The following is a 16543-nucleotide window of genomic DNA, read 5'->3' on the forward strand; positions in this document are numbered from 1 at the left end:
ACCGAAAAAAGATGGAGTTGCATGCGCTGACTATTTTTGGCGTGCTTTCCGTGCCTGATACCGCGCGTCGCGGGCTGCCTTACGTTCTTCATCGGTCGGGGGAGCGGATGCAGCGGCTCGCTCAGCCTTGAGCGCAAGTTCACGCTCATGCTTTTCCTTTGTCGCTTTGCGCTTTTCAGCTTGAGCCTGCTCGCGCGCCTGCGCTTTTGCTAGGCGTTCTGCCTGAACGGCCGGATCCATCGGCGGCTTCGCCTTCAGCGCCGCAAGTGCTTTGGCACGAGCCTGGTCCGCTGCATTGCGACGAGCCTCGACGCCAGGTTCCTTGTATGCTGCCATTGAATCTTTCCGATTGGAGGTAGGTTGGCAAATGCGAAGAGCAAACGCTGCTCAATTGCACCACCAGATATGGATAAAGGCTTTGCCGCTGTCGCCTTCCCGACCGAGGACGCCGATTGAATGGTGCAACATCCGTTTACAGCAACATTCGCGGCGCACCCCCGATAGCACGAGTTGAAGTTGGCGGCTAGCGACGAGTCGCGGAGCAGGTCTTCAGTCAAACAGCGAAGCTTTGCCGGAGTGATAGACTGAGGGCAAAAATGCTGTGCGATCAGTGGTCTACTCCTCATACCGCCGTCGTCAGGCCCCATGTATGTTGCGCGACAACCGCGAATCCCGCGCTATCGCCTTGATAGGCTTCCCGTCCCGGTGCTCCCGACGGATCCTCGTAATCGTCTCCACAACCAACATCCCTGTAGCCGCCGTCCGAAACCCAAACGGCGGCGCTTCTCATGATGAGATGAGGGGGGGGCAATTTTAGACGCCGCTCCACAGCCTGCCCTCTTGGTGCCCACTACCCGTTCGTGGCACCTGCCTCTCCTGTCTGACGAACTGAGAAACCGACACACCGGAAGTGCGAAACGGCTAGACGGCGAAAGACGGTGTTGGTCACGATCGCAAGCAGGTAGTGTCTATGGGGCAGGCGGCGCCGGGCTCCCGGTTCGTACCAGATTACGGTGTTGGCCGATCGTGGCTGTTACAATCGCGAGCAAGTGCTGGATACGACGGTACGGGCATCCTGCCCTGCGTGCCGATGGTCGATACATCCCCCCATGGCCTCGGTCGGATGTTGCGAAGATGAAGCTCCTCGTAAGTAAGGGCGGGAAAAAAGGCCCATTTCATATGCGGAACGTTAGGTATGCGGCGGCGTAGAACAAGTCACGCCCCGGCTTGAACTTCTCGGAAACGTCACCGTAGATCGTGTAGAAGCCGAGCGTGGTGAAAGGGTTGAGAGCATATCGCCCGGCCGCAGTCGCACGCTTTCCGAAGAAACGGGAATCGGTTTCGTCGGCGCGGCGCAGCACTTGGCCGCCCAGCGAATAGACGCCGTCGTGGATCGAAGTGCGCCACAGGCCTGCCGCCGAAAAGTCGAGCGTCAGTTTCGCCGTCGGCTGTAGCGTCAGCATCGGTTGGAAGATCGTCAGGTTATGCGGTCCCAGGTCGCCGTTGTAGGTGAGCGGCTTGGGGAACAGCGGGCCATAGGTTCCGGCCTTTCCATCGCCGGGATTGCGATCGCCCGAACCTACGTCGATGCGCAGGGCCAGCTTGGGCTTCCACCCTCCCTGCCAGCCGTGGGCGATGGTGCCGGTGACGTAGTAGGCATCGATGTCGAGGTTCCCGAACGAACCCCATTGCCGGATGCCCTCCAGATCGACGCTCCAGGCATCGGCCTTCCCGGCGTAACGCAGCGACAGGGTGCGGCGCTTGTCGCGCGCGGCGGGCGCGGTGGCGAAGGACACGCTGGCGCGATCGGAAGCGACGAACAGCATTTCGGCCCGGCCCGTGTGGTTTCCGGCGCCGAAGGTGCGGCCGGCGTGGAGCCCGGTGAGGTCGTAGTCGTGATTGGTCTCGTCGTCGAACGTGCCCAGCTTTTCGAGTACCGCGTGGCCGGTGAGGAAGCCGCCATCCCACGGGCCCATTGTTCCCATGACGCGCAGCAGGTCCAGCGAGCGGCGGGTATTGGCGCCTTCGCGCATGTCGAACACGGTCTGGTTGCCGATACCGATTTCCTGTCGGCCGAAGCGTGCGGTGATCCGGGCATTGCCGACCGGAACATGCGCTTCGACGAAGGCCTGGTTGAAGTCCAGGCGGCCTTCCTCGATCGGTGCGACCACGGAATCGAGTCCGGTGCTGGTGGCGTGTTCCAGGTCCACGAAGGCGCGCAGCAGGCCTTCGATCTGGAGGTCGCCCCAGACACGGGTGCGCTGCTGGAAGTTGCCGTCGTCATCTTGCGGGCCGCGACCCCAGCGCTCGCCGATGCGCAGTTCGGGGCGCAGGCGCAGTTCACCGCCGAGCGAGGCATAGGTGTTGCCCGCCAGCGGAATGTATTTGATCCGGGTCCAGAGATTGGCGTCGCGCACGGCGCGGAAGCTGGAATAGTCTTCGTCGTGGTTGATCGGCTTGAATGCGGGCCTTGGTGCCTTGGGGCGGTTCGGGCTTTGCGGTGCTGCGATCTCGGTCGCGGCGGTCTGTGTTGCGGTGGCCGCCTCGGCGGGGGCTTGCGCCGATACCGACACAGGTGCTTGTGCGGGCACCTGCGCGGTGGCTGCGGTCAGGGCATGCGCCATGATCTGGAACATCGATACTCTCCCGAATTTTTCGTTTGTTCTGAAAGAGGCGGCTAATCCTAGCCGCCATGTCGCAGCAGCTATGTCATCGCCGTCTTGCGCAGCGCTCTGGACGCGAAAACCTGGAGCCAGTGCACGGCCAGGCCGAAGATCAGGCCCCAGAAGGCGGAGCCGAGGCCCGCCAGCGTCATGCCCGAAGCACTGACTGCAAATGTGACGAGCGCCCCGTCGCGGCCCTGCTCCGCGCGCAAGGCGGTGCTTAGCGAGCCGGAGACGACCGGAAACAGCGCCAGCCCGGCCAGCGCGGCGATTAGCGTTTTGGGCAAAGTGGCGAACAGGGCCAGAACGGTCGCCGCGAAGGCGCCGAAGACGAGGTAGGTCACGCCGCCCGCGATCCCCGCGAGATAGCGCTTCGCCGGATCGGGATGCGCATCCGGGCCGAGGCAGATCGCGGCGGTGAATGCCGCCAGGTTCAGGCCGTGGCAGCCGAACGGCGCGAGCAGGATCGAGCCTATCGCGCTGGCCGAAACGATCGGGCGCGCGGGCGGCGTCTCGTAGCCTGCGGCGCGCAGCACGGCGATGCCGGGAAGGAACTGTCCAGTCAGCGCCACGACGGCCAGGGGCACGGCGATGCTGGCGGTGGCAGCCCAGTCGAAACGGGGGGTGGTCCAGACCGGCATGGTCAGGCGAGGGGCGGCGACAGTGCCGGAGAGGCCGCCGTCCAGCAGGGTCAGCACCACGCCTGTCACCAGTACGGCCACCACGGCATAGCGCGGGGCGAGCACGCGTCCGGTGAAGAACGCGGCGATCATCGCGATCACCATGACGGGCGCGGAGGGCACGGCGCCGACCATGTCGATCACGAAGCGGAACAGGATCCCGGCCAGCATGGCGGCGGTGATCGCGGCGGGCAGGCGCTTCATCAGCCGGTCGAATGCGCCGGAAACGCCCACTGCCAGGATCGCGAGGTTGGCGACGATATAGGCGCCTATGGCCGTGGCGAAGTCCGTCTGCGGCAGCATCGTCACCAGCAGCGCCGAACCCGGCGCCGACCATGCCACCACGATCGGTACGCGCCAGCGCCAGCTCAGCACGACGCCCAGTAGCCCGCTGCCGATCGAGATCGCCCAGATCCACGAGGCGACGATGGCCGGTTCCAGCCCTTGAGCGGCCTGGAACACGATCACCAGCGGTCCGGCATAGGATATGGTGGTGGCAATGACCCCGGCGACGATTGCCGGGACCATCGATGTCTGGCCGTCTGTCGGGAGCGTGTCGATGGTGGTGGTCATGATCGTCCGTTCACGCCGCGAGGGCGTAGGCTTCCCGGCTGCGCTGCTGGCGGCGGCTCACCATGTAGAGCGCGGTCGCCAGCACGGAGACGAGGCCCGGAATGGAGAAGGCGAGAAAGTTGAGCGCCATCGGCAGTTCTGCCGCGAGCAGCAGCCCGCCCAGCATCGGTCCGACGATCGCGCCGACCCGGCCCATTCCCGAGGCCCAGCCCAGCCCGGTGGAGCGCACGGAGAGGCTGTAGAACTCCGCGACACTGGCATAGAGCAGGATCTGCGTGCCGGTGGTGCCGGCGCCGGCGATGAAGATCAGCAAGTAGAGCACCGGCATGGCACTGTTCAGGCCGAGCAGGGCGATGCACAGCGCGCCCAGGGCGAAATAGGCCATGACCACGCGGGGCAGCCCGAAGCGGTCGGCGAGGCGGCCGCCCATGATCGCGCCGAACATGCCGCCGAAATTGAGCGCGAGCAGGAACGAGAGGCTGGACCCCAGGCTATATCCGGCACTGCGCATCAGCTGCGGCAACCACGACCCCAGCGCATAGACCATCAGCAGGCAGCAGAAGAAGCACAGCCACATGGACAGCGTGCCCAGGGTGCGGTCATGCCGGAACAGCTCGCCCACCGAGGCGCGGCCCGCGTCGGCCTCGCCCAGGACCAGCGGCGCGCCGGTGGCGGCCTTAGGGGAAATCTGGCGAAGGATCGCGCGGGCCTTGTCCTGTTCGCCCTTGCGCACCAGGAAGCCGACCGATTCCGGCAGGCCGCGCAGGATCAGCGGAAGCAGCGCCAGCGGCACGGCGGCGGCCAGGAACATCGCCTGCCAGCCGAACCGCGGCAGCAACCAGATGCCGAGCCCCGCCGCGACCATGCCGCCCACCGCATAGCCGCTGAACATCAGCGCCACGAGCGTGCTGCGCATCCGCTTGGGCGCATATTCGTTGGTCAGCGCGACGGCATTGGGCATCAACCCGCCGCAGCCCAGGCCCGCGGCGAAGCGCAGCAGGCCGAACGTCGTCGGCGTCGTCACGAAGCCGTTCAGGAAGGTCGCGGCGCTGAACAGGGTGAAGCAGAGAGTGATGCACTTCTTGCGGCCGATCCGGTCGCCCATCGGTCCGAACAGAAGCGCGCCGGACATCATGCCGAACAGCGCCCAGCTTGCCAAAGAACCGGCCTCGGGCGCGGTGAGTTGCCACTGCTCCATCAGCTTGGGAAGAACGACGCCGTAAATGAATACGTCGTAGCCATCGACTATTAGAAGCAATGCGCAGGCTATGATTATCTTGAGATGCAGATTTCCGAATCTGGCTTCGTCGACTAAGCGACTTACATCGATACCTTGCATATCGACTTCTCTCCCATTTCACGTTGTGTGATTTTCCGGGAAAGTGAATGACCAGTAGGGGTTCAACAAATACCGTTTAAGTCCGATGCGAATACGCAGCGGGTATCGCCGGAAACGCGCCGGTCACAATTCCTCGCCAAGTGCGGAGGGGACGTCGTAGCCCCACTGCGCATATTGCCGCGCGATCACCGAGGCCATGAGCGCCAGTTCGGGAGAGCGGTCTCCCGGACGGTGGCTCATGATGATGGGGGAAGTGGCCGGTTCCACCAGTTCGCGGAAGGCGACATCGTGGCTGCGCGCGCGGCGCACCGATTCCGGGACGATGGCCATGCCTTCCTCGGCCGCGACGAGACCGATGGCGATCTGCAGTTCGCGCGCCTCGTGAACGATCCGCGGCTCTATCGAATGATCGCGGAACAGCGAGATCACCTGGTCGGCATAGCTGGGGCGGGGCGCGCGCGGATAGATGATCTGCGGCTCGTCGGCCAGGTCGCGCAGCGAGATCGGCCCGCTCCCGATGGCTAAAGGGTGGTCGACCGGGAAGGCGGCCACGAGTTTCTCGTTGCGCAGAATGATGCGGCGGACCGAAGGGTCCTCGAAGCGGATGCGTCCGAAGCCGACGTCGATGCGCCCGTCCTTCAGCGCGGCGATCTGGTCCAGCGTGGTGGCTTCCACCATGACCAGTTCCACGTTCTCCGCCGCCTTGCGGAATTCCCGGATCAGTTCGGGCAGGCGCGCATAGATGGTTGAGGCGACGAAACCGATCACCAGCCGCCGTCGCTTGCTGGTGGCGGCGGCCCTGACCATGGCCTCCACATCCTCCATGCGGGCCAAGACTTGCAGGGCCTGTTCGTGGAGCAGGCGGCCGACGGCGGTGAGCCGCAGCGGGCGCGTGCCGCGATCGAGCAGCGGTGCGCCGACATGGGCCTCCAGCTGCTGGATCGCGCGCGAAAGCGGCGGCTGGGCGATGTGCAGCCGCTCGGCGGCGCGATTGAAGTTCCCTTCGTCCGCCACGGCCACGAAATAGCGCAGAAGGCGCACGTCCATCACGATATTATACCTCTCAGGTATGGACCTGTAACCGCATTGATCTTTGCAGCCGTTGCGGCCGGGGCCTAACTTTCCTCTCGAAAGCTAAACATTCGGGAGAGTCGCTGCAATGGCCCTGTTGAGCCAGGCTGATACCTTAATCGTCGATGTACCGACGATCCGCCCGCATGTGCTGGCCATGGCCACGATGCATTCGCAGGCGATGGTGATCGTCCGCCTGACGGACGGTGACGGCGTCGAGGGCATTGGCGAGGGCACCACGATCGGCGGCCTTAGCTATGGCGAGGAAAGCCCGGAAAGCATCAAGTCCGCCATCGACACCTATATCGTTCCGGTCCTGAAGACCTGCGACATCGCCCATGTCGGCGCGACGATGGCCAAGGTCGCCAAGTGCGTACGCGGTAACCACTTCGCCAAGTGCGCGGTGGAGACGGCGCTGCTGGACATAGCGGGCAAGCGGCTGGGCGTGCCGGTCTCTGACCTCATCGGCGGTGGCCGCGTGCGTGACGACATGCCGGTGGCCTGGACCCTCGCCAGCGGAGACACCGCACGCGACATTGCCGAGGGCGAGGAAATGCTGTCCCTGCGCCGCCACCGCATCTTCAAGCTGAAGATCGGCAAGCGCGATGTGCGGGCGGACGTCGCCCATGTCGGCGCGATCTGCAAGGCACTGGGTGATCGCGCCAGCGTGCGCGTGGACGTGAACCAGAACTGGAGCGAGGCGCAGGCCAAGCTGGGCATGGCGATGCTGCAGGATGTCGGCTGCGATCTGGTCGAACAGCCCATCGCCGGGGACGACATTGCGGCGATGACCCGCCTTGCCACCACGCAGGCGGTGCCGCTGATGGCGGACGAGGCGCTGCACGGCCCGCGCACCGCGCTGCGGATTGCCGCTGCCGGCGCGGCGGGCGTCTTCGCGCTGAAGATCGCGCAGTCCGGCGGGCTTTTCGCCACCGCCGATGTGGCCGCCATCGGCACCGCGGCGGGCATCGGCCTCTATGGCGGCACGATGCTGGAAGGCGGCGTGGGCACGGCGGCTTCGGCCCATGTCTTCGCCACCGTTCCCGAGCTTGCCTGGGGTACCGAACTGTTCGGCCCGCTGCTGCAGACCGAGGAAATCCTCACCGAGCCGCTCGGCTACGGCGACTTTTCGCTGAAGGTGCCGACCGGCCCCGGCCTCGGCATCGCGCTCGATCCCGACAAGATCGCCTTTTTCCGGCGTGACCGTTCCGGTCCGCGCCTTCACGCCGTAAATGCAGGAGCCTGAGCCATGCTGTTCATGGTCGAAATGGACGTCAACATCCCGCTGGACTTCGACGCGGAAGAAGCCGCGAAGATCAAGGCGGCCGAGAAGGCCTATTTCCAGAAGCTCCAGCAGGCGGGCACCTGGCGCCACATCTGGCGCAAGGTCGGGCTCTATTCCAACGTCTCGATCTTCGATGTCGAGAGCAATGCGGCGCTGCATGACACGCTCATGGCGCTGCCGCTCTACCCCTTCATGACCATGAAGGTCACGCCGCTCGCCCGGCACCCATCCTCCATCCATGACGACGATCGCTGATCGCCGGAGCCACTGAATTCAGTCCTTGGGAGAGAATAAAATGGACGTCAGCTTCGTAAAGACCCCGGAAATCCAGCAGTTGCTCGACCGCGCCGCCGGCGTGAACGAGAGCGGCGGCAGCCAGCGCCTCAAGGCGATCATGCGTGACCTTACCGAATCGGTGATGGAGCTGATCGTCCGCCACGACATTTCCGAAAGCGAGTTCTGGCTCGCCATGAAGTACCTTTCGGACAGCGCGGGCGAGATCGGCCTGATCGTGCCGGGCACGGGCCTTGAGCACTTCCTGGACCTCTACATGGACGCCAAGGATGCCGAGGCCGGCCTCTCCGGCGGCACTCCGCGCACTATCGAAGGGCCGCTCTACGTCGCCGGCGCGCCGCTGGTTGAGGGTAATGCCAACCTCAGCGTGGACGAGGACGAGGGCACCACGGTCCTGCACATGACCGGCAATGTCACCGGCCCGGACGGCGAAGCGGTGGAGAACGCGATCGTCCACGTCTGGCACGCCAATTCGAAGGGTTGGTATTCGCACTTCGACCCGACCGGCGAACAGACCCCGTTCAACAACCGCCGCCGCATCAAGCTGGGCAAGGACGGGCGCTATGCGTTCCATTCCAAGCAGCCGAGCGGCTATTCGGTGCCGCCGGGCGGATCGACCGACCAGCTGATGCAGGCGCTGGGCCGCCACGGCAATCGCCCCGCCCACGTCCACTTCTTCATCGAAGCGCCGGGCTATCGCACGCTGACCACGCAGATCAACTTCGGCGACGATCCCTTCGCGGCCGACGACTTCGCTTTCGGCACCCGCGAGGGCTTGCTGCCGGTGCCCAGCCGCCAGGGCGACAGCGCCTACATCCAGTTCGACTTCCAGATGCAGCGCGCCGCCGACGCGGATGATGAGCACTTCTCGTCCCGCGCCCGCGCCGAAGCCGAGCCGCAGAAGCAGACCGAAACGGCCTGATCACAGAATACGGGAGACAGGATCATGTACGAACACCTCATGCACCGGGTCTCGACCGCCGTGGTCGATGACGTCGAAACCGGAGAGTTCCGCTGCCGCCGGGACGTCTTCACCGATCCGGCGCTGTTCGAACTGGAAATGAAGTACATCTTCGAAAGCAACTGGGTGTACCTCGCCCACGAAAGCCAGCTTCCAAACAAGAACGATTACTTCACGACCTTCATCGGGCGCACGCCCGTGATCCTTACCCGCGCGAAGGACGGCGCGATCAACGGCGTGGTCAATGCCTGCGCGCATCGCGGCGCCAAGCTGTGCCGCCGCAAGCGGGGCAACCAGCCGCTGTTCGTCTGCCCGTTCCACGGCTGGAGCTTCAAGACCGACGGCAAGCTCCTGCGCGCCAAGGATGCCAGCACCGGCGCCTATCCGGAAAGCTTCGACCATGAAGGCTCGCACGACCTGACGCGCCTGCGCGTCGAGAGCTATCGCGGCTTCGTGTTCGGATCGCTGAACCACAATGTGCTGCCGCTGGAACAGCATCTGGGCGAGGCGAAAGTCATCATCGACCAGATGGTCGATCAGGCGCCCGAAGGGCTGGAAGTGCTGACCGGCAATTCCACCTACACCTTCGACGGCAACTGGAAGATGCAGATGGAGAACGGCTGCGACGGCTATCACGTCAGCTCCGTTCACGAAAACTACCAGTCCACCATGGGCCGCCGCGCGGAGGGCGGGACCAAGGCGGTGGATGCCAATGGCTGGTCCAAGGCGCCCGCCAGCGGCGTCTACGGCTTCGAACATGGCCACATCCTGCTCTGGACGCAGGTGATCAATCCCGAAGTGCGGCCGATCTGGAACCACAAGCCGGAACTGGACGCGCGGCTGGGTGAAGAGCGGGCCAAGTTCATCATCGAACAGACGCGCAATCTGGCGCTCTATCCCAACGTGTTCCTGATGGACCAGTTCTCCACGCAGATCCGCGTGGTCCGCCCGATCGACGTTCACACCACCGAAGTGACGATCTACTGCTACGCCCCCAGGGGCGAGAGCGCCGAGGACCGCGCCCACCGCATCCGCCAGTACGAGGATTTCTTCAACGTCACCGGCATGGGCACGCCCGACGATCTGGAGGAATTCCGGTCCTGCCAGAAGGCTTACGAAGGCGCGGGCGAGCTGTGGAACGACCTCAGCCGCGGGGCCAAGCGCTGGATACACGGGCCGGACGCCAATGCCGCCGCGATGGGCATGAACCCGCTGCTCTCCAGCGAGCGCAGCGAGGACGAGGGCCTCTTCGTGCGCCAGCATGAGTTCTGGGCGCAGATCATGCTGGACGGTCTGGCGAAGGACGCGGCCAATCAGCCGCCGATGATGGAGGCGGCGGAATGAGCACGCTCGACATGACCCGAGAAACGCTGTCCTACTGCGATATTTGCGCCTTCCTCTACCGCGAGGCGCGGCTGCTGGATGATCGCCGGTTCGACGAATGGCTGGAATGCTATTCCGAAAGCGCCGAATACTGGATGCCGGCGTGGACCGACGACGATGAACTCTGCACCGACCCGCAGACCGAAATCTCGCTGATCTACTACGCCAACCGGAAGGGGCTGGAAGACCGCGTCTACCGCCTGAACACCGAACGCTCCTCCGCCTCGACCCCGGAACCGCGCTCGGCGCACTTCATCGCCAATGTGGAAGTACTGGAGAGCCGCGAGGGGCAGGTGGACTTGCGCTACAACTGGCACACGCTGAGCCACCGCTATCAGCAGACGCAGCAGTTCTTCGGAACCACGTTCCTGACGCTGGATACCTCTGGCGATGCGCCCATGATCCTGAAGAAGAAGATCGTCCTGAAGGACGACTACATTCATCAGGTCATCGACATCTACCACGTCTGAGGAGGTCGGCATGATCTTCTCCGGACGTTTCGCAGGCAAGGTCATGGTCGTGACCGGCGCGGCGCAGGGCATCGGGGCCGGTGTCGCCACCCGTGCCGCTGCCGAAGGGGCCAGCGTGGTGCTGGTGGACCGCGCCGAATTCGTGACCGAGGTGGAACAGGCCATCGTGGCGGCGGGCGGAAAAGCCGTCTCCGTCTGCTGCGACCTTGAGACTTACGAAGGCGCGGCCATGGCGATGGCCAAGGCGGTCGAGGCATTCGGGCGGATCGACATCCTGATCAACAATGTCGGCGGCGCGATCCGGATGCGGCCCTATGCCGAGTTCGAGCCTGCGCAGATCGATGCGGAAATCCGCCGCTCGTTGATGCCCACGCTCTACTGCTGCCATGCGGTGCTGCCGACCATGCTCACGCAAGGGGCGGGCACCATCGTCAACCTCTCGTCCAACGCCACGCGCGGCATTCGCCGGGTGCCCTATTCGGCGGCCAAGGGCGGGATCAACGGCCTGACCCAGAGCCTCGCCATGGAATACGCCGAAGCGGGCATTCGTGTCGTCGCGACGGCGCCGGGCGGCACGAGCGCTCCCCCCCGCCGTGTCGCCCGCAACGCCGAAGGCGACAACGCGCAGGAGCAGGCATGGATGGCGGAAGCGGTGGAGCAGGTGACGTCCTCCGCCTTCCTGAAACGCTACGGAACTCTTGAGGAGCAGATCGCCCCGATCCTGTTCCTCGCCTCGGACGAGGCCAGCTACGTAACCGGCACGGTACTTCCGGTTGCCGGTGGCGACCTCGGCTAAACGGAGACACTCGATGTCGAAAATCTACGATAGCCCTGCCGCAGCCCTCGACGGCCTGCTGTTCGACGGCATGACGATCATGTCGGGCGGTTTCGGGCTCTCGGGCAATCCCGAGAGCCTGATCCCCGAAATCCGCGCGGCAGGCGTGAAGAACCTGACGGTCATTTCCAATAACGCCGGCGCGGACGGGTTCGGCCTGTGGATGCTGCTGGAAAGCCGCCAGATCCGGAAGATGATCTCCTCCTACGTGGGTGAGAACAAGCTGTTCGAAAGCCAGTATCTCTCGGGCGAACTCGAACTCGAACTCAACCCGCAGGGCACTTTGGCTGAGCGCATTCGCGCGGGCGGCGCGGGCATTCCGGCGTTCTACACCAAGACGGGCGTCGGCACCGTGGTCGCCGAAGGCAAGCCGGTCGAAGTGTTCGAGGGCGAGGAATACGTGCGCGAAACCTGGCTGCGCGCCGACCTGTCGATCATCAAGGCCTGGCGCGCGGACGAGGAGGGCAACCTGATGTTCCGCAAGACCGCGCGCAACTTCAATCCGAACATGGCGACGGCGGGCAAGGTCACCGTGGCGGAGGTCGAGGAAATCGTCCCCGCCGGCACTTTCGATCCGGACTGCATCCACACCCCCGGCATCTACGTCGACCGCGTGGTGCTTTCGACCATCAACGAGAAGCGCATCGAGAAGCGCACGATCCGTGAAAGGGAGGCCGCGTAATGAGCTGGACCCGCGATGAAATGGCCGCGCGCGCCGCGAAGGAACTGCGCGATGGGTACTACGTGAACCTCGGCATCGGCATTCCGACCCTCGTGGCGAACCATGTGCCGACCGGCATCAAGGTGACGCTGCAGAGCGAGAACGGCATGCTCGGCATCGGCCCGTTCCCCTATGACGAGGATGTCGATCCCGACCTGATCAACGCCGGCAAGCAGACGATCACCGCGCTGCCGACCTCCAGCTTCTTCTCAAGCGCGGACAGCTTCGCGATGATCCGCGGCGGTCATATCGACATGGCCGTGCTGGGCGCGATGGAAGTCTCGGCCGAGGGCGACCTCGCCAACTGGACGATCCCGGGCAAGATGGTGAAGGGCATGGGCGGGGCCATGGACCTCGTCGCCGGGGTGAAGAAGGTGATCGTGGTGATGGACCACGTTTCCAAGCACGGCGATCCCAAGATCCTGCCCGCCTGCACCCTGCCGCTCACCGGCAAGCGCGTGGTGGACATGATCGTCAGCGATCTGGCCGTCTTCGCCATCGACCGCAAGGCGGGTGGGCTGACCTTGGTGGAACTCGCCCCCGGCGTCACGCTGGAGGAAGTCACCGCCAAGACCGGCGCACCCTTCGTCCATGCGCTGGAAACGGCGTAAGACAGGAACATCCAGGTGCCGAAACTGATAGTCGTCGACCGTTCGGGAGACGAAACCGCGATCGAGACCCGCGAGGGCGTCACCGTGATGGAAGCCATTCGCGACAGCGGCTTCGATGAACTGCTTGCGCTTTGCGGAGGCTGCTGTTCCTGCGCGACCTGCCATGTCTTTGTGGACGAGGGCTGGGTGGAGACGACCGGTGCCCCCGGAGAGGACGAGAACGACCTGCTCGATTCCTCCGACCATCGCGGCGCGCACTCGCGCCTCTCGTGTCAGATCGCCTTGACCGCCGCGCTGGACGGCCTGCGCGTCACCATTGCCCCGGAGGATTGAACCATGCCTTTCACCCAGGTTCCCGGAGCCGCTCTCTACTGGAAGCGCGATGGGCGCGATGAGGGCCCGGCGCTGGTGCTGCTCAACTCGATCGGCACGGACATGGACCTCTGGGACGCCGTCCTGCCCCATCTTCGCGACCGCTTCGCCCTGCTGCGGATCGACACGCGCGGCCACGGCGCCTCGGCGGCCGAGCCGGGCGACTTTTCGATGGCCATGCTCGCGGATGACGTGCTGTCGGTGGCCGATCACGCCGGTCTGCAAGCCTTCGCGCTGGCGGGGGTGTCGCTGGGCGGCATGATGGGCATGGAACTCGCACTCCGCGCGCCTGAGCGTGTGACGAAGCTGGCACCGATCTGCACCTCCGTGACGATGGACAGCGCCTCCTGGAGCGACCGCATCGCCAAAGTACGCGATGAGGGCATGGCCGCCATTGCCGATCTGGCGATGGGCCGCTTCCTGTCGGACGCCGCCGAACCTGCCGTCTACGAAACCGTGCGCCGCCAGCTCCTGACCATGGATGCTGAAGGCTACGCGGGCTGCGGCGCGGCGATCCGCGACATGGATCTTGAGAGCCGCATTTCCGGCATCGCCTGCCCGGCACTGGTGGTGACCGGCACCCGCGACACCTCCACGCCGATGGAAGGCCACGGCGAACATCTCCTCGCCCGCATCCCCGGTGCGGCCCATGTCGCGCTGGAAGCCGCCCATCTCGCCCCGCTCGAAGCCCCCGAGGCACTCGCCGCCGCGCTCATTCCGTTTCTTGAAGGCTGATTTCTCATGTCCGAAGCATTCGTCTGCGACGCGATCCGCACCCCCATCGGCAAGCTGAACGGCTCGCTTTCCGGCGTCCGCGCCGACGACCTTGCCGCGATCCCGCTGCGCGCGCTGATGGAGCGCAATGCGCAAGCGGACTGGTCCCTGCTCGACGACGTGATCCTCGGCTGCGCCAACCAGGCGGGGGAGGACAACCGCAACGTCGCGCGCATGGCCGTGCTGCTGGCAGGCATGGGCGAGAGCGTGCCGGGCGTCACGGTCAACCGGCTTTGTTCCTCGGGCCTCAATGCCCTGGGCATGGCGGCGCAGGCGATCCGCAGCGGCGACGCGGACTTCCTGATCGCGGGCGGCGCCGAAAGCATGACCCGCGCGCCTTATGTCATGGGCAAGGCGGACAGCGCCTTCGGGCGCGGCCAGAAGATCGAGGACACCACGCTCGGCTGGCGGTTCGTCAACCCGGCGATGAAGGCCGCCTACGGCGTCGATACCATGCCGCAGACCGGCGAGAACGTCGCCGGGCAGTGGCAGGTGAGCCGCGAGGAGCAGGACCGCTTCGCCCTCGCCAGCCAGCAAAAGGCAGCGGCGGCGCAGGCTAGTGGCCGCTTTGCCGCCGAGATCGTGCCTGTCACGATCCCGCAGAAGAAGGGCGATCCGATCCTCTTCGCCGCCGACGAGCATCTGCGCGCGACCAGCCTTGAGGCACTGGCGAAACTGAAGCCGGTGGTGAAAGTGGACGGCACGGTGACGGCAGGCAATGCCTCGGGCCTCAACGACGGCGCGGCGGCTATGCTGGTCGCCAGCGAGGAGGCGGCGAAGCGCCACGGTCTCACCCCGCGCGCCCGTGTGATCGGCATGGCGGCGGCAGGTATCGCCCCGCGCGTGATGGGTGCCGGGCCGATCGAGGCGGCGCGCAAGGTGCTCGCCCGCAGCGGACTGACCGTGGACCAGCTCGACGTCATCGAACTCAACGAGGCTTTCGCCAGTCAGGCCATCGCCACCTTGCGCGAACTCGGGATCGATCCCGCCGACCCGCGCGTGAACCCCAACGGCGGCGCCATCGCACTGGGCCATCCGCTCGGCATGTCGGGCGCGCGCATCGCGATGTCGGCGGTCGAGGAGCTTCAGCGCGGCGGCGGGCGCTATGCGCTGGCTTTCATGTGCATCGGCGTCGGGCAAGGGCTTGCCCTGCTGATGGAGCGCGTCTGATGGCAGACGTCGTCATCGTGGGAGCCGGACACGGGGGCGCGCAATGCGCGCTGGCCCTGCGCCAGAACGGGTTCGAGGGAACCGTCACCGTCATCGGCCGCGAGCCGGAATATCCTTACGAGCGCCCGCCGCTCTCCAAGGAATATTTCGCGCGGGAGAAGACCTTCGACCGGCTCTACATCCGCCCGCCGACGTTCTGGGCCGAGAAGGAGATCACTTTCAAGCTCGGCACCGAAGTCACCAAGGTCGATCCCGAGGCGCATGAACTGACGCTCTCGAATGGTGAGAGCCATGGCTACGGCAAGCTGGTCTGGGCCACCGGCGGCGATCCGCGTCGGCTTTCGTGTTCGGGCTCCGACCTTGCCGGGGTCCATGCCGTGCGCACCCGCGAGGACTGCGACACGCTGATGGCCGAAGTCGATGCGGGCACGAAGAACGTGGTCGTGATCGGCGGCGGCTACATCGGCCTCGAAGCGGCGGCGGTGCTGTCGAAGATGAAGCTCAACGTCACCTTGCTGGAAGCGCTGCCGCGCGTGCTGGCGCGCGTGGCGGGCGAGGAGCTTTCGACTTTCTATCAGGACGAGCACCGCGACCACGGCGTCGATCTGCGCACCGGCGTTGCGGTCGATTGCCTCGTGGGCGACGGCCATAAAGTGACCGGCGTGAAGCTGGCAGACGGCGAAGTGCTGGCCGCCGAGGCGGTGATCGTCGGCATCGGCATCGTCCCGGCGGTCGGTCCGCTGATCCTTGCCGGTGCGGCGGGCGCGAACGGCGTCGATGTGGACGAATATTGCCGCACTTCGCTGCCCGACATCTACGCGATCGGCGACTGCGCCGCTTTCGCCTGCGACTTTGCGGGCGGCACCGTGATGCGGGTGGAATCGGTGCAGAACGCCAACGACATGGGCACATGCGTCGCCAAGGCGATCTGCGGGGACGAGAAGCCCTACAAGGCTTTCCCATGGTTCTGGTCCAACCAGTATGACCTCAAGCTCCAGACCGCTGGCATCAATCTCGGCTTCGACCAGACGGTGATCCGCGGCAATCCCGAGGATCGCAGCTTCTCGGTGATCTACCTGAAGGAAGGCAAAGTCCTCGCGCTCGACTGCGTGAACATGGTCAAGGACTACGTCCAGGGCCGCAAGCTGGTCGAGGCAGGGGCAAAGCCCGATCTCGCCGCGCTGGCGGACAAGGACAGGCCGCTCAAGGAACTGGTCCAGTGATATGTTGTGGATCAGGCCGGATATCATCCGCTCGCAGCAGTTGCGCAGATTTGCAGGCTTAGCCGTCCTGTATCGCGTATGGTGCAGCGTACACGAGTAAAAGCGGCAGCTGACATAG

Annotated in this window: 17 protein-coding genes; 12 read left to right on the forward strand and 5 right to left on the reverse strand. The window is 65.2% G+C overall.

The window, feature by feature from the left end:
- Window positions 1-30: 30 nt before the first annotated feature.
- The 5 genes from AC4D6D_RS18600 to AC4D6D_RS18620 all read right to left on the reverse strand — a co-directional run bounded on the left by AC4D6D_RS18600 (window position 31) and on the right by AC4D6D_RS18620 (window position 6302).
- A complete protein-coding gene (locus AC4D6D_RS18600) occupies window positions 31-336 on the reverse strand; it encodes a DUF6481 family protein (protein WP_491328515.1) in 306 nt (101 codons plus the stop codon).
- Between the two features lie 839 nt (window positions 337-1175).
- Window positions 1176-2636, reverse strand: coding sequence for an alginate export family protein (locus AC4D6D_RS18605; protein WP_491328516.1), 1461 nt, complete (start codon window positions 2634-2636; stop codon window positions 1176-1178).
- A 68-nt stretch (window positions 2637-2704) separates the two neighbouring features.
- Complete coding sequence (locus AC4D6D_RS18610) at window positions 2705-3916, reverse strand: benzoate/H(+) symporter BenE family transporter (protein WP_491328517.1); 1212 nt, start codon at window positions 3914-3916, stop codon at window positions 2705-2707.
- A 10-nt stretch (window positions 3917-3926) separates the two neighbouring features.
- On the reverse strand, window positions 3927-5174 hold the full coding sequence (locus AC4D6D_RS18615) for an MFS transporter (RefSeq protein WP_491328518.1): 1248 nt from the start codon (window positions 5172-5174) through the stop codon (window positions 3927-3929).
- 204 nt (window positions 5175-5378) lie between these two features.
- Window positions 5379-6302 (reverse strand): LysR substrate-binding domain-containing protein, encoded by a 924-nt coding sequence (locus tag AC4D6D_RS18620; RefSeq protein WP_491328519.1) that lies wholly within the window; start codon window positions 6300-6302, stop codon window positions 5379-5381.
- A gap of 112 nt (window positions 6303-6414) precedes the next feature.
- Between AC4D6D_RS18620 and AC4D6D_RS18625 the strand changes: the two genes are divergently transcribed.
- Genes AC4D6D_RS18625 through AC4D6D_RS18680 form a run of 12 tightly spaced genes read left to right on the forward strand, consistent with a single transcriptional unit; the run spans window position 6415 to window position 16425 of the window.
- A complete protein-coding gene (locus AC4D6D_RS18625) occupies window positions 6415-7572 on the forward strand; it encodes a muconate/chloromuconate family cycloisomerase (RefSeq protein WP_491328520.1) in 1158 nt (385 codons plus the stop codon).
- Window positions 7573-7575: 3 nt separating this feature from the next.
- On the forward strand, window positions 7576-7866 hold the full coding sequence (catC, locus tag AC4D6D_RS18630) for a muconolactone Delta-isomerase (protein WP_313442975.1): 291 nt from the start codon (window positions 7576-7578) through the stop codon (window positions 7864-7866).
- Between the two features lie 40 nt (window positions 7867-7906).
- A complete protein-coding gene (locus AC4D6D_RS18635; protein ID WP_491328521.1) occupies window positions 7907-8827 on the forward strand; it encodes a dioxygenase family protein in 921 nt (306 codons plus the stop codon).
- A 24-nt stretch (window positions 8828-8851) separates the two neighbouring features.
- Window positions 8852-10210 (forward strand): SRPBCC family protein, encoded by a 1359-nt coding sequence (locus tag AC4D6D_RS18640; protein ID WP_491328522.1) that lies wholly within the window; start codon window positions 8852-8854, stop codon window positions 10208-10210.
- Window positions 10207-10719 (forward strand): benzoate 1,2-dioxygenase small subunit, encoded by a 513-nt coding sequence (gene benB, locus AC4D6D_RS18645; protein WP_491328523.1) that lies wholly within the window; start codon window positions 10207-10209, stop codon window positions 10717-10719. Before AC4D6D_RS18640 ends, benB begins: the two co-directional genes overlap by 4 nt.
- Window positions 10720-10729: 10 nt before the next feature.
- A complete protein-coding gene (gene benD, locus AC4D6D_RS18650) occupies window positions 10730-11515 on the forward strand; it encodes a benzoate diol dehydrogenase BenD (protein ID WP_491328524.1) in 786 nt (261 codons plus the stop codon).
- Window positions 11516-11528: 13 nt separating this feature from the next.
- A complete protein-coding gene (locus tag AC4D6D_RS18655) occupies window positions 11529-12236 on the forward strand; it encodes a CoA transferase subunit A (protein WP_491328525.1) in 708 nt (235 codons plus the stop codon).
- Window positions 12236-12886 carry a 3-oxoacid CoA-transferase subunit B gene (locus AC4D6D_RS18660; RefSeq protein WP_491328526.1) on the forward strand — a complete coding sequence of 217 codons (651 nt, stop codon included), beginning with the start codon at window positions 12236-12238 and terminating at the stop codon, window positions 12884-12886. The genes AC4D6D_RS18655 and AC4D6D_RS18660 overlap by 1 nt, the downstream gene beginning before the upstream one ends.
- Before the next feature lie 15 nt (window positions 12887-12901).
- On the forward strand, window positions 12902-13219 hold the full coding sequence (locus AC4D6D_RS18665) for a 2Fe-2S iron-sulfur cluster-binding protein (protein ID WP_491328527.1): 318 nt from the start codon (window positions 12902-12904) through the stop codon (window positions 13217-13219).
- 3 nt (window positions 13220-13222) lie between these two features.
- Window positions 13223-13993: a 3-oxoadipate enol-lactonase gene (gene pcaD, locus AC4D6D_RS18670; protein ID WP_491328528.1), complete on the forward strand. Its 771-nt coding sequence runs from the start codon at window positions 13223-13225 to the stop codon at window positions 13991-13993.
- Between the two features lie 6 nt (window positions 13994-13999).
- Window positions 14000-15202: a 3-oxoadipyl-CoA thiolase gene (gene pcaF / locus AC4D6D_RS18675; protein WP_491328529.1), complete on the forward strand. Its 1203-nt coding sequence runs from the start codon at window positions 14000-14002 to the stop codon at window positions 15200-15202.
- On the forward strand, window positions 15202-16425 hold the full coding sequence (locus tag AC4D6D_RS18680) for an NAD(P)/FAD-dependent oxidoreductase (RefSeq protein WP_491328530.1): 1224 nt from the start codon (window positions 15202-15204) through the stop codon (window positions 16423-16425). Before pcaF ends, AC4D6D_RS18680 begins: the two co-directional genes overlap by 1 nt.
- Window positions 16426-16543 lie beyond the last annotated feature (118 nt).

The sequence above is a fragment of the Novosphingobium sp. BF6 genome, assembly GCF_058273105.1.

Coding starts and splice junctions, on each gene's coding strand:
- benB (WP_491328523.1), top strand. CDS start 10,207: ATGAGCACGCTCGACATGACCCGAGAAACGCTGTCCTACTGCGATATT.
- AC4D6D_RS18635 (WP_491328521.1), top strand. CDS start 7,907: ATGGACGTCAGCTTCGTAAAGACCCCGGAAATCCAGCAGTTGCTCGAC.
- AC4D6D_RS18605 (WP_491328516.1), bottom strand. CDS start 2,636: ATGTTCCAGATCATGGCGCATGCCCTGACCGCAGCCACCGCGCAGGTG.
- AC4D6D_RS18625 (WP_491328520.1), top strand. CDS start 6,415: ATGGCCCTGTTGAGCCAGGCTGATACCTTAATCGTCGATGTACCGACG.
- AC4D6D_RS18610 (WP_491328517.1), bottom strand. CDS start 3,916: ATGACCACCACCATCGACACGCTCCCGACAGACGGCCAGACATCGATG.
- AC4D6D_RS18620 (WP_491328519.1), bottom strand. CDS start 6,302: ATGGACGTGCGCCTTCTGCGCTATTTCGTGGCCGTGGCGGACGAAGGG.
- AC4D6D_RS18600 (WP_491328515.1), bottom strand. CDS start 336: ATGGCAGCATACAAGGAACCTGGCGTCGAGGCTCGTCGCAATGCAGCG.
- AC4D6D_RS18655 (WP_491328525.1), top strand. CDS start 11,529: ATGTCGAAAATCTACGATAGCCCTGCCGCAGCCCTCGACGGCCTGCTG.
- benD (WP_491328524.1), top strand. CDS start 10,730: ATGATCTTCTCCGGACGTTTCGCAGGCAAGGTCATGGTCGTGACCGGC.
- AC4D6D_RS18660 (WP_491328526.1), top strand. CDS start 12,236: ATGAGCTGGACCCGCGATGAAATGGCCGCGCGCGCCGCGAAGGAACTG.
- AC4D6D_RS18640 (WP_491328522.1), top strand. CDS start 8,852: ATGTACGAACACCTCATGCACCGGGTCTCGACCGCCGTGGTCGATGAC.
- catC (WP_313442975.1), top strand. CDS start 7,576: ATGCTGTTCATGGTCGAAATGGACGTCAACATCCCGCTGGACTTCGAC.
- pcaF (WP_491328529.1), top strand. CDS start 14,000: ATGTCCGAAGCATTCGTCTGCGACGCGATCCGCACCCCCATCGGCAAG.
- AC4D6D_RS18680 (WP_491328530.1), top strand. CDS start 15,202: ATGGCAGACGTCGTCATCGTGGGAGCCGGACACGGGGGCGCGCAATGC.
- pcaD (WP_491328528.1), top strand. CDS start 13,223: ATGCCTTTCACCCAGGTTCCCGGAGCCGCTCTCTACTGGAAGCGCGAT.